13 protein-coding genes are annotated in these 13,414 nt (G+C 29.9%); 8 read left to right on the plus strand and 5 right to left on the minus strand.

Translation table 11 applies throughout. The features are described from left to right. The first annotated feature begins 40 nt into the window (after positions 1-40). Both P2G10_RS02385 and brnQ read left to right on the plus strand, forming a co-directional pair. Positions 41-598, plus strand: coding sequence for a hypothetical protein (locus P2G10_RS02385; RefSeq protein WP_275315066.1), 558 nt, complete (start codon positions 41-43; stop codon positions 596-598). Beyond that, positions 591-1,868 carry a branched-chain amino acid transport system II carrier protein gene (brnQ, locus tag P2G10_RS02390; RefSeq protein WP_275315067.1) on the plus strand — a complete coding sequence of 426 codons (1,278 nt, stop codon included), beginning with the start codon at positions 591-593 and terminating at the stop codon, positions 1,866-1,868. The genes P2G10_RS02385 and brnQ overlap by 8 nt, the downstream gene beginning before the upstream one ends. Before the next feature lie 35 nt (positions 1,869-1,903). On the opposite strand, the gene P2G10_RS02395 is transcribed toward brnQ, so the two are convergent. From P2G10_RS02395 to P2G10_RS02410, 3 genes are all read right to left on the minus strand, one after another. Continuing rightward, a complete protein-coding gene (locus tag P2G10_RS02395) occupies positions 1,904-2,407 on the minus strand; it encodes a DUF3575 domain-containing protein (protein WP_218771740.1) in 504 nt (167 codons plus the stop codon). Between the two features lie 222 nt (positions 2,408-2,629). Beyond that, entirely contained in the window at positions 2,630-4,735 is a 2,106-nt protein-coding gene (feoB, locus tag P2G10_RS02405; protein ID WP_275315069.1) for a ferrous iron transport protein B, read from the minus strand. 3 nt (positions 4,736-4,738) lie between these two features. Beyond that, a complete protein-coding gene (locus P2G10_RS02410; protein WP_218771742.1) occupies positions 4,739-4,963 on the minus strand; it encodes a FeoA family protein in 225 nt (74 codons plus the stop codon). 123 nt (positions 4,964-5,086) lie between these two features. Between P2G10_RS02410 and P2G10_RS02415 the strand changes: the two genes are divergently transcribed. From P2G10_RS02415 to P2G10_RS02440, 6 genes are all read left to right on the plus strand, one after another. Next, positions 5,087-6,238, plus strand: coding sequence for a DNA polymerase III subunit (locus P2G10_RS02415; protein ID WP_275315070.1), 1,152 nt, complete (start codon positions 5,087-5,089; stop codon positions 6,236-6,238). A 2-nt stretch (positions 6,239-6,240) separates the two neighbouring features. Continuing rightward, entirely contained in the window at positions 6,241-6,702 is a 462-nt protein-coding gene (locus P2G10_RS02420) for a hypothetical protein (protein ID WP_218771744.1), read from the plus strand. A gap of 53 nt (positions 6,703-6,755) precedes the next feature. Further along, complete coding sequence (locus P2G10_RS02425) at positions 6,756-8,168, plus strand: sensor histidine kinase (RefSeq protein WP_275315071.1); 1,413 nt, start codon at positions 6,756-6,758, stop codon at positions 8,166-8,168. Between the two features lie 48 nt (positions 8,169-8,216). After that, positions 8,217-8,996 carry an enoyl-CoA hydratase/isomerase family protein gene (locus P2G10_RS02430; RefSeq protein ID WP_218771746.1) on the plus strand — a complete coding sequence of 260 codons (780 nt, stop codon included), beginning with the start codon at positions 8,217-8,219 and terminating at the stop codon, positions 8,994-8,996. 6 nt (positions 8,997-9,002) lie between these two features. Beyond that, positions 9,003-10,721 carry a helix-turn-helix domain-containing protein gene (locus P2G10_RS02435; protein WP_275315072.1) on the plus strand — a complete coding sequence of 573 codons (1,719 nt, stop codon included), beginning with the start codon at positions 9,003-9,005 and terminating at the stop codon, positions 10,719-10,721. Between the two features lie 228 nt (positions 10,722-10,949). Next, the gene (locus tag P2G10_RS02440) at positions 10,950-11,339 is read left to right on the plus strand and encodes a hypothetical protein (RefSeq protein WP_275315073.1); all 390 of its coding nucleotides are present in this window, start codon (positions 10,950-10,952) and stop codon (positions 11,337-11,339) included. Positions 11,340-11,677: 338 nt separating this feature from the next. Here the strand turns inward: P2G10_RS02440 and P2G10_RS02445 are convergent, their stop codons facing one another. Continuing rightward, positions 11,678-12,334: an HD domain-containing protein gene (locus P2G10_RS02445; RefSeq protein ID WP_275315074.1), complete on the minus strand. Its 657-nt coding sequence runs from the start codon at positions 12,332-12,334 to the stop codon at positions 11,678-11,680. Between the two features lie 61 nt (positions 12,335-12,395). Further along, positions 12,396-13,403, minus strand: coding sequence for an aspartate-semialdehyde dehydrogenase (locus P2G10_RS02450; RefSeq protein ID WP_275315075.1), 1,008 nt, complete (start codon positions 13,401-13,403; stop codon positions 12,396-12,398). Between the last annotated feature and the right edge of the window lie 11 nt (positions 13,404-13,414).

Below are 13,414 nucleotides of genomic sequence, written 5' to 3' on the forward strand. Positions count from 1 at the left end.
TGCAAAAATATGTATCTTTCGCTTGTATTTTTATAAAATTATGTTAAGCTCTCCATTTTCTATATTAGATAATAAAACTGAAAAAATAGTCACCTTTTTTTTGGCCATTATGACTATTTGTATTGGATATGCTATGCTAAGCATTGATTATTTTTTAATTAATGATATTTGTGAAAACGGAATTATATCTTTTGAGTTAGCCAAAGATATTCGCATATCTCAAGCTATTCTAAATTCTTGGGATGCAAATGCAAAAATTAATGCAGGTATAAGTTTAGGTCTCGATTTTTTATTCTTAACTATTTATCCAGCCTTAATAGCGTTGTTAATTCATAAACTCAATAAAATACTTTGGCACGGAAAACCATTTTATTTAGTTGGACTTGTCTTATTGTTTTCTCAATTTTTTACCGCCCTTTTTGATGCTATTGAAAATATAGGATTAATACATATATTATTAGGTAGTACTGATAAAAATTTAGCTTTAATGGCTTACTACTTTGCTACTATAAAATTTACACTAATTATTGTTGCTCTTTTATACTTATTTATAAATTTTATCATCTATATAATTACAAACACAAATAAGAATGAATAAAACTAAAGATATATACATCACCGGTTTCGCCTTGTTTTCTATGTTTTTTGGAGCAGGAAACTTAATTTTACCTCCTTTTTTAGGTAAAAATTCGGGCGATTTATGGAGCTGGGTTACAATTGGTTTTTTTATTACCGCAGTATTCATTCCTATATTAGGAATTTTAGCACACGCCAAATTACAAGGTACTATGTATGACTTTGGTAAAAAAGTTTCCCCTACCTTTAGCCTTATATATTGTTTTGTTATCTATACAATTTGCATTGCGTTACCAGCGCCAAGAACTGCTTCGGTTACTCATGAAATGGCTATTGCTCCTTATTTTAATAATGTTAGCTCTTTAATCACCAGTAGTATTTATTTTGGATTTGTTTTTTTGTTTGCCATGAACCGATCTAAAATACTAAATCTTATAGGTAAGTTTTTAACTCCGCTTATAATATGCATGTTACTTTCTATTATTTTTATTGGAATTTTTACTGCTCCAGATGCCATAAACACAAGTACTCTTAAAACACCTTTTGTTGATGGATTGTTAGAAGGCTATCAAACTTTCGATGCCATTGCTTCGATAGTAGTAGGTGGTGTTTTGGTTATCTCTATGAATTTTAACAAAGAAGCAACTTTTAACTACAAAAAAGAACTGATAACTAAAGCTGGTTTTATTGCTGGTTTAGGACTCTTAATTATTTATGCAGGCCTTATTTATAATGGAGTTTTGTTTAGCTCAACTTTTCCTGAAGAAGCTAATAGAACAGAAATTTTAAAATCATTAAGCAACCAAACTTTAGGTAATATAGGTAGTATTTTCTTAAGTGTTTTAGTTGCCTTAGCTTGCTTTACTACTGCTGTAGGAATTATTACTGGTACTGCTGATTATTTTAAAGGAATTAGTAACAACTCTCAAAAAGTGTTTACAATTACCGCGGTAATTGGATGTATTCTTGGCGTTTTAGTTGGTCAGTTTGATGTAACTTATATTATAAACATTGCGCTACCTGCATTGATGTTTATCTACCCAATAACAATTATTTTAATTATTTTAAATGTAATTTCAAGTAGATACACATCAAGTTTCGTTTTTAAAGTCGCTGTGATCGTTACATTTCTATTCAGTATCCCTGATTTTTTAGGATTCATTATTCCGGGTGCATACTTAACAACTATCAAAAACTATATTCCTTTAGCTAATCATAGTTTAGGTTGGGCTATACCAGCCTGTATAAGTTTTATTTTAGCTAATATTATACAAACAAAAAAGCTTGCATAACGCAAGCTTTTTAATCATTTTATTTCAGTTTTACACTAAAATCTATATCCTACATTAATACCAACTCTTGGCACTACAGAGCGCGATTCTGAAGAAAACATATTTCTTCCTAAACCTGCATGAACATCAATAACAAAACCTCCTGATGACACATATTTAGAACCAAAAGCAATACCTAAAGCTCCGTCTGTATATTCTTTATACTGTTTTATTGTGCTACCTTCTACTTCAATTTCTTTTTCGCCTGTATTAATCCCCATAAAAACTTCACCAAAATAATTCCAATTAGTATTATTTGTAAAATAATGACGAAAATAAGGTGTAATCATTAGCTCTTCATTGTATCTAAAATCCGATGATTTTTTCTCAAAATTAAACAAGGCAGAAATACCTATAGATGATTGCTCACTAGTATAATATTCGTAAGAAACCTCTACTGTTTTTAATGCCAGAGCATCTAATATATCTACTTTTACCTCTTGTTGTGCTTGTGCAAATGAGCTGATAAAGATAACAGCTATTAAAAATGCTTTTTTCATATTTATATTTTAAATCAATTATAGATGTAGGTTACATCATCAATTACAATACCACAAACATACATTAATTGCCTAAAGTGTTACAAATAAAAAATATATTATTTATTGATTAAGAACAATTGCAATCCGTACTACAACCTTTGTTATTTTTTTTAATAAAAAACTTTTTCACTAAAAAAAACACTGCTAAACCTACTGCGATATACGTAATAATTTCTTGCATTAACTTAAAGTTTGATATGCTATAAATGCCGTTAAATATGCCAATGCTCCCATACCTATAAGTTGTATTATTGGCCATTTCCAACTTTTCGTTTCTCTCTTTACTATGGCTAAAGTTGCCATACATTGCATTGCAAATGCATAAAACAACAACAAAGATATTCCGGTAGCAAAATTGTATCGTTTTTCACCTGTTTCACGGTTTATTTCAGCCGCCATCTTTTGTTTAATTGTCGAAATATTTTCATCATCGTTTTCAACACTATAAATTGTTGCTAACGTACCTATAAAGACTTCTCTTGCAGCAAATGAAGCTATTAAACCAATTCCTATTTTCCAATCGTAACCTAATGGTTTCACGGCAGGTTCTATTGCTTTACCAGCAATACCTATATAAGAATTTTCTAGTTTAGCGGATGCTATTTTTTGCGATAATTCAGCTGCTGATAATTGTTGATTTGCAACATTCTCTATTACATTTTTCTCTGCGTTCTCAAAGGCTGATGGCCCGTTCGAAGCTAAAAACCATAATACAATTGAGATGGCTAAAATTATTTTTCCGGCTCCGAAAACAAAGGCTTTCGTTTTTTCTAACACATCAAAAAATACATTTTTTGCTGAAGGCAGCTTGTAATTAGGCATTTCTACTACGAAAAACGAAGTGTTGTTTATTTTTAATGTTTTATGTAAAATGTAAGCACCTATTATTGCTGCTGCAAACCCTATAAAATATAACCCTAATAATGTTAATCCTTGTAAACTTAATATTCCGAATATTTTGGTATCTGGAATAATCAGGGCTATTAAAATAGCATATACAGGTAAACGTGCCGAACAGGTTGTAAAAGGCGTTACTAAAATGGTTATTAAGCGCTCTTTCCAACTAGAAATAGTTCGTGTTGCCATTATTGCGGGTATTGCACATGCAGTACCAGAAATTAACGGAATTACACTTTTACCGCTCATTCCAAAACGACGCATAATTTTATCCATCAAAAAAACAACTCTGCTCATGTAACCTGTTTCTTCTAGAATGGCAATAAATAAAAACAGAATGGCTATTTGCGGAATAAAAATAACAACACCACCTATTCCCGGAATAATTCCCTCCGTTAATAAATCGGTAAACATACCGGCTGGTAAGTTTGTTTTAGTTAAATCAGCAATATTTGCAAATAAGCCGTCTATTAAATCCATTGGTGTTGATGCCCAATCGAAAACTGATTGAAAAATCAACAATAATAATCCGAAGAAAATAATATAACCGAATATTTTGTGTGTAAAAACACGATCTAACTTTGCACGTAAATCTGTTGCTTTAGAGGCATCAACTTTATATGTTTTATTTAAAATCGAATTTATTTTCTGATATCGATAAATTGTTTCTTTATGCTGATATTTTTTTTGCTTAACACCTGCGTCGTTAAAAAATAGTAACTGCTCTTTTTCTTTATCAGAAAGCAAAGAAATATGCTGCTTTGTAAGCATCATCCATAATTCATATGATGAAAAATTTGGACTTATTTTTTCTAGCTCACTAAAATAAGCTGCATCTATTTTAGTAGAAATCTCATTAAAATTAGAGTGTGGTTTTAATACGCTATAATTCTCAATTTCTTTTTTTACGTCGTTTATTCCTTCGTTTTTTCTAGCAGATATTAAAACTACTTTTGTGTGTAGTTCTTTTTCTAAACTCTCAATATCTATTAAAATACCTTTACGCAGCATTTGATCTGCCATATTTAAGGCTAAAATCGTGGGTATTTCTAAATCTTGAATTTGAGAAAAGAGTAATAAATTTCGCTTTAAATTCTCTACATCTGCAACCACTACAATTACATCTGGCTTTTCATCTTCCTGAGAACTTAAGAGAGTTTTTAAAACAATACTTTCATCAATAGAGGTTGGATTAATGCTGTACGTTCCTGGTAAATCGGTAATAATTGCGGTATTTTTACCTGATAACTTACAAGTTCCTTGTTTTTTATCTACCGTTACACCAGGATAATTACCAACTTTTTGGTTTAAACCCGTTAATTGGTTAAATAATGATGTTTTTCCCGTGTTTGGATTTCCAACCAAAGCTACTTTAATACGCTTATCCATCAATTATATTTTGGTAATTACAATTTTGCTTGCCGTTTCTTTTCGTATTGCCAAGTGACTGCCGTTTACACAAATGTATAACGGATCTTTAAAAGGAGCTATCTGCAACAACTCTACTTCTGTTCCTGGTAAGCAACCCATTTCTAATAATTTTAAAGGAATAACATCTAAACATTGTTCAGATATAATACCTCTTTCTCCTAGCTGTAAATTTGCGATTGAATTCAAATGAGACGTATAAATTGGGTCACAAATATACTAAAATAGAACCGTTCTAAACAATTAGCCTCAAACAATCTGTTCTTTCTTTTTATTGGTTGTTCTCTATATTTGAAATCTTATATTTGTTGCATGACTTTCGATAAAATTATAGGACAGGAACATATTAAAAAGCATTTACAGCAATCGGCTGAGAATAACCGAATTCCGCATGCGCAACTTTTTGTTGGTAAAGAAGGTTCTGGTACTTTGCCAATGGCAATTGCTTATGCTCAATTTTTATTATGTAAATCATCAAGCAACGAAGAAGCTTGTAATATAAAATGCAATAAATTACAACACCCTGATTTACATTTTGCCTTTCCTGTAACCACAAACGATGCTGTAAAAAAACACCCTGTTAGCAATTTGTTTTTAAATGATTGGAGAAGTTTTATAGAAACGCAACCTTACGGAAGCATTTTCGACTGGTCTAAACATATTGGTGTAGAAAATAAACAAGGTCAAATAGGTGTTGATGAAGCCTTAGATATTGTTAAAAAGCTACAATTAAAATCTTACGAAGGTGGTTTTAAAGTGATGATTATTTGGATGGCTGAAAAAATGAACATTGCAGCTTCTAATAAATTATTAAAATTGATTGAAGAACCGCCAAACAAAACCATTTTCTTATTAATTACTGAAGATGAAGAGCAAATTATAAACACCATAAAATCTCGCTGTCAAGCATTAAATTTCCCTTCTTTAAGTGATGCCGATATTGCTAATACTCTAGTTAAAAACGAGAATGTTGCAGAAAATGAAGCTATAAAAATAGCGCATCAATCTGAAGGGAATTACAACAAAGCATTACGTATATTAAACAACAACTCTAATGATTTAATTTTTGAAGAATGGTTTATTACATGGATTCGTGCTGCCTTTAAAGCCAAAGGAAATGCTGCTGTAATTCAGGATTTAATAAAATGGTCTGAAGCTATTGCTAAATCGGGTAGAGAAACACAAAAACAATTTTTACAATATTGTTTGCAGTTTTTTAGGCAAGCCTTGCTATTAAATTACGGAACACCAGACTTAGTTTTCCTAGAAACAAAATCTGCTAATTTTCAATTAGAAAAATTTGCACCTTTTATACACAGTGCAAATATTTTAGTTATTGAAAAGGAGGTAAGTGATGCTCAATATCACATTGAAAGAAACGGGAATGCTAAAATAATCTTATTAGATTTATCAATTAAATTAACTCGCCTTTTACACAGTAAAGAAGACAAAATTAAATCTTGATTATGAAAATAAAACTAGCAGCTATTATAAGCTTTGGAATACTTTTTGTAAGTTGTAATCAACATAAAAAAACTACTTTAAGTAATTACCTAGTTGGTAATTGGGAAACCACTTATTTAAAAATTAAAATGATTACCGTAAACAAAACTGATAGTACTTCTGTTTTTGAAGATGATTTTAACAAACCCAATTCAGGTAAGGCGCAATCATCTTACAAAAAAGACGGAACATTTTCTGCATGGTTTAAACAACCTAACGGAGAAAAATTAGACCAGACTAATGGTAAATGGAAGATGAAAAAAGATAGTTTATTTATTGATTATTTTTATATGGGTAAACAAGTACAGGCTTGGTATAAAATACAACAAATAGAAAATGGTTTTAAAGGAACATCAATATACGATTGGGATAATGATGGTCAAGCCGACGACACCTTAATTATGAATACTAAAAGAATAAAATAATAAATTTGCTAAATATTAAAAATATATCACTACGAATTAGAATCTTTTTATCAATGATACTTTTAGTATTGTTGGCCTCTATTTTAATTATTAGTGTTACCATATTTCAATATGGCGAGCAGACAGATGATTATAACAAACTACGTTTTAACAGAAAAGAAAGTGCTACCAAGCACGATATTGAAATCGAATTAAAGCGCAAGACAACCTACCCTATTACCACAAATAATTTAGCTAAAATTTTTCAATATCGTATTTATGATATTGCATATGTTCATAAACTTACCGTATCTATGTATGATATGGATGGTAACTTATTAAAATCATCCATTCCTTATAACTTTGATAAAAAAGAAGGTGAAAATTTACCTAGAGAAACAATAAAGAGCCTTGCTAATAATTCTGATCATAGGCATTCAGATGAAGATTATCAAGAGGGTGTTACATTTCAGTCATCGTATACTTATATCACGGATTCTCGATTTAAACGAATTGGGATTTTAAAACTACAAATAGCCCAAGATAACGAAGAACAAAAACATGAATTACGGGAGTTTATATCTCGTTTACTACTCGTATACTTACTAATGTTTATTATAGCCATTGCATTAGCTTACTTTTTATCTAGTTACATCACAAGGTCTATTCAAACAATTTCTAAAAAAATTAAAGAAACTCGTTTAAATCAACGGAATGAAAAAATTACGTTAAACTCTGCTAGTTCAGAAATAAACTCTTTAATTGATTCTTACAATAATATGATTGATCAGTTAGAAGAAAGTGCTGTAAAACTTGCTAAAAGTGAACGTGAACAAGCTTGGAGAGAAATGGCCAAACAAGTAGCACATGAAATAAAAAATCCGCTTACACCAATGCGTCTTTCAGTTCAAAGCTTCGAAAGAAGGTTTAACCCAGAAGATCCGACCATAAAAGAAAAATTATCTGAATACAGTGAAACACTAATTCAACAAATTGATGTAATGAGCTCTATTGCTTCTGCTTTTTCAGACTTTGCAAAAATGCCTACACAACGTCGCGAAAGGTTAGATGTCGTTGATATTGTTAAACATTCTTTAGATATTTTCTCTGAAGATTACATACATTACATTCCGCAAGAAACCGAACTATTTGCTAATTTAGATAAGACTCAATTAATTAGAATTTTAACTAATTTAATAAAAAATGCAACGCAGGCAATTACAGAAAATACAGCTACTCCTAGAATTGAAGTAAAGGTAACTTCTGAAGGGAATAATGTTAAAATTACTGTTTCCGATAACGGAAAAGGAATCATAGAACAAAATAAAGAATTAATTTTCGAGCCTAAGTTTACCACCAAAACAAGCGGAATGGGCTTAGGTTTAGCCATGATAAAAAATATAATTGAAGCATATGACGGCTCTATCAGTTTCACCTCAACAGAAAACATAGGAACCGTTTTTACAGTTATTTTACCTAAAAATTAAAAATTTACGCCTAGAGAATTTTCGCCAGGCCTTAAAAAACTCAATCAAATGAATTTCGAAAACATCTTAGTGTCTATCACTAACCAATTAGCAACAATTACTATTAACAGACCAAAAAAGTTAAATGCTTTAAATAGCGCTACAATTGAAGAGTTAAGTACAGCTTTTGAAGACTTAGAAGATGATGCAAATGTAAAAACAATTATTATTACTGGAAGTGGTGAAAAGGCATTTGTAGCTGGGGCAGATATTTCTGAATTTGCAAACTTCTCTGTAGAAGAAGGTGGTAGATTAGCTAGATTAGGACAAGAGTCGTTATTTAATCTCGTAGAAAACTTATCAACTCCTGTAATTGCAGCTGTAAATGGTTTTGCTCTTGGTGGCGGATTAGAATTAGCAATGGCTTGTCATTTTAGAGTAGCATCAGACAGTGCTAAAATGGGCCTACCTGAAGTATCTTTAGGTGTAATTCCTGGTTATGGTGGTACACAACGTTTACCTCAATTAGTTGGTAAAGGAAAAGCAATGGAATTAATTATGACAGCAGGAATGATATCTGCCGAAGATGCTAAACAATGGGGATTAGTAAATCATGTTGTTTCTTTAGAAGAATTAATACCTTTAGCAGAAAAACTAGCTGGTAAAATAATGCGCAATTCTTCTGTAGCAATTAGCGCAGCAATTAGAGCCGTAAATGACAACTTTAAAGACGGTGTAAATGGTTATGAAACAGAAATAGCTGAGTTTGGTGATTCTTTTGGAACAGAAGATTTTAAAGAAGGAACAACCGCTTTTTTAGAAAAAAGAAAACCAAATTTTCCTGGATAATAATTTATGGCACCTAAAAAAACTCTTCTTTTTTTTCTTTTTTTATTAACTATTAATCTTTCTGCACAAGAGATTAATAAAGATACTTATAAAGAAAAAATACTTAGTTTTTCGAATATCTTAGAAACTGAAAGTGAAGCAAGAAATCAGGTTGTTATAATTCAAAAAATGCTAAACCTGTCTAAAAAGAATAAAGATACTTTTCAGACAATTAGATTACTACATCAAATGGGACGGAAGTCTCAATTCCTTAACGAATATCATGTTTCAATAAAATCTTTTGAAAAAGAATTAGTATTATTTAACGCTTATAATTTAAGTAAACAAGAAAAAGAGATTATAGATTCTTTAAAAATTACACCTATCGAAATAATAGTTCAGCTAGGTAATAGTTATGCTGCTGTTGGTGAAACGAAAACGGCTTTAGCTTTTTATTCTAAAAGTGAACTTATTGCTAGTCAAGAAAATTTACAGTTTTACAAAGCTGTTATTCCTGTGCTTATTGGGGCTATGAATTATTCTGCAGGAGATTACAAGAAAGCTTTATTAAACTATAAAAAAGGATTAAATAGATTACAAACTACAACGGAAATTGATGAACGAAACAGAAATTTTAATAGTGCAATAACCATAACAAGTATTAGCGATACCTACATAAAACTTAAAAATATAGATTCTGCAAAATTAGTATTAAAAAAAGCTATCAAACAAGGATTAGATACACTTAATAATTTTATTCGGATAGGTTTTTATAGTCAAAATGCTAAAATTTTAATTGAAGAAAAAAAATATTCTGAGGCTTTAAATAAAATTAAGCAACTAAGTATTTTAAGCCACAAACATGACCCTAATTCTGGAAACTATTATTATTACAAAGAATTAACAGCAGCTTATACTGGATTAAAAAAATACGACTCAGCTATTGCTGTTATGGAAAAAGGGATTGAAATTGGATTAACAAAAACTAAAGAATTTTATTTAGTTGATGATTATAAAACTCTTGCAAAGACTTACAAGAAATCTGGCAATATTAAAAAATCAAATGAATATTTCGAGAAATATGTTTTGAACCAAACAGCATTAGAAAAAAACAAAAAAAACATTATAAATTCTTTTCATAATAAAGAGTTATCTAGTTTAGAATCTGAAAAAGAAAATCAAAAAAAAACAACTAAATATTTAATGATTACAAGTAGTAGTATTATTTTGTTACTTGTTTTATACTTACTTCGTTTATCTAGCAGAAAGAAAAAAGATTCTGATCGTTTTATTAAATTAATAAACAAGATAAACTCACTAGAGCAACAACAAAAAATAATAGATACAAAAGATAAAATTTTAGAGGAAAAATTATCTATAGATATTAATAAGGAAACATTTAATGAAATTTTAGCCGGATTACATAAAATAGAAGAACAACACTATTATTTAAAACAAGAATGTAATTCATATAACATTGCAAGAAAAATAAAAACAAATACCTCTTATTTATCTAAAGTTATAAACACACATTATCAGAAGAATTTTAATACTTATATAAATGATCTCAGGATAAACTATGTGCTATTAAAACTAAAGAAAGATTCTAAATTTAGAGCCTATGCTGTTCAATCTATCTCTGAAGAAATAGGTTATAAAAGCACAGACTCATTTACCAAATATTTTAGAAAAAGAACAGGGCTGCTACCTTCTGTTTATATTAAAAAATTGAACTCTATTAACTAAATAATTTTACTAATATATATATGAAGCCCTAAATTTATAAATTTAGGGCTTCATATATATAACAATTCATTAAAGACAAAAAAACAACCAAAAGCCTTGTTAACAAAGAGTTAAAATATTTTTTTTAACACCCTAATTTTCTAAAACTAGGTTTACTTTTCTTTTATAAAGGTATATTATGTATAATATTTGTTTCAGGAAATTAATCCTAATAAATAAATCAGAAGCATGGAAAAATTAACGAAAACAATAGTAAGAGCAACTTTATTTTTATGTCTTGGCGGGTTATTTGGTTATACAGTTACAACTACAATAAAAAGCATAGATAAATCAAGTGATATTATAGAGGTATTAAAAGACAATTGCGATTGTAAGGAAGTAAACCAAATTATATATGCAAAAGGAATTCAGGTTGGTAAAAACGGATTAAGTACTGAAAAAGGAGAATATCAACTAATTGACTGTAAGTTTGAATCAATAAAAAAAGAAACGGGAAAAATTCAAAACCTATTAAAATCAAAGATTAAAGGTTATGAGAATATTGATTTATTAGAACTAGAATTCGTAAACGGACAAAAAACTGAAACTGTAGTTATTAAGGATGGTATAATTCAATAAAAATATTATGATATCAATAATAACAAAAATAGTCATAAAGAGTATAATTATAATTGTTACTTTCTTAGCTGTAATATTTTAATAAAATATCTCATTATTTACAAAGCTTAGATATAATTTTTTCATATTCATTTAATATTAAAAACCTTAAAACCTAAACAATAAAAAAGCATCTAGAAATCTAGATGCTTTTTTAACAATTTAGGGGATTGTTATAGTTAATAAAGGGGAATTACTAACTCTTAAAACAAATATATATTATTTTCAAACACTCACAACTTATATTGCGGTTTTTTTATTTAAAATAAAAAATAAATAAACTATTCTTAAATAAACCACTATTTAACACCATTAAACTCATCGTAAAACTGTTGTAAAAAACCTTTCATATAAAAATGTCTTTCCTTAGCAATTTTTTTACCAGTTTCCGTATTCATCTTATCTTTTAAAAGTAATAACTTTTCATAAAAATGATTAATTGTTGGTGCTGTAGATTTTTTATACTCTTCTTTTGTCATATTTAAATTCGGAGCTATTTCTGGATCATATAAAGCTCTATTTTTAAATCCTCCATAATTAAAGCAACGTGCAATTCCAATCGCTCCAATCGCATCTAACCTATCTGCATCCTGAATAACACTTAGTTCTGGTGAGCTAAATTTTTCTCCGTTCGTCAAACTTGTTTTAAAAGAAATATAATTAATAATATTTTCTATATGTATAATAATCTCTTCAGTAACTTGCTCGCTTTCTAAAAAATCTCGTGCCAACTTTGGCCCAACAGTTTCATCTCCGTCATAAAACTTAGCGTCGGCAATATCGTGTAATAAAGCACCTAGCGATACAATAAATTTATCAACATCTTCATCAGCGGCTATTAATAAAGCGTTTTTATACACCCGCTCTATATGAAACCAATCATGTCCTCCTTCTGCTCCTTGTAATGTTTCTTTTACAAATGCTATAGTATTTGTAATTATTTGTTCTTTATTCATTCTTCAAAAATAAAAACCCTGTACTAATTAGCACAGGATTGTATACATATAAAATTACATTTTAAACTGTAATCGATTTTTTAATCAAGTTATTAGCAACTAAATATTCAGCTATTTGTACCGTATTAGTTGCAGCTCCTTTACGAAGGTTATCAGAAACAACCCAAAGATTTAAGGTGTTGTCTTGAGATTCATCTCTACGAATCCTTCCTACAAAAACTTCATCTTTATTGTGTGCTGTTATTGGCATTGGATATAAGTTATTCGCTACGTCATCTTGCACTATAATTCCGGCAGTATTATTTAAGATTTCACGAACTTCCTTTAAATCGAAATCATTTTTAAACTGTACGTTTACAGCTTCTGAATGCCCTCCTGCAGTAGGAATTCTAACCGCAGTTGCAGTAACAGAAAAAGAATCATCTCGTAAAATTTTCTTTGGCTCTTTTACCAATTTCATTTCTTCTTTGGTGTATCCGTTTTCTAAAAAAACGTCGCAATGCGGTAAAGCATTTCTTCCTATTTTATGAGGATACGCCATTTCACCGTCAATACCAGCCTCTTCGTTGGCTAATTGTTGTACTGCTTTTATACCGGTTCCTGAAACAGATTGATAGGTAGAAATTACCACACGCTTCATCTTGTATTTTTTATGCAAAGGCGCTAATGCCATTACTAGCTGAATCGTGGAACAGTTAGGGTTTGCAATAATTTTATCTTCGGACGTTAGCACATCTCCGTTAATTTCTGGAACCACTAATTTTTTGGTTGAATCCATTCTCCAAGTAGAAGAGTTATCAATTACCGTGGTACCAATTTCTGCAAACTTTGGTGCCCAAATTAAAGAAGTTTCGCCTCCTGCAGAAAACAATGCCAAATCTGGCTTCATTTTAACGGCTGTTTCTAAACCAACAACAGTATATTCAGTTCCTTTAAAATCAATTTTATTACCAACTGAACGTTCAGAAGCAACAGGAATTAATTCTGTTACGCCAAAGTTACGTTCTGCTAATATTTGTAACATTACATTACCTACCATTCCGGTGGCACCAACAACTGCTACTCTCATTTTTTATTATT

Source organism: Tenacibaculum bernardetii (genome assembly GCF_029125915.1).
Lineage (GTDB): Bacteria > Bacteroidota > Bacteroidia > Flavobacteriales > Flavobacteriaceae > Polaribacter > Polaribacter bernardetii.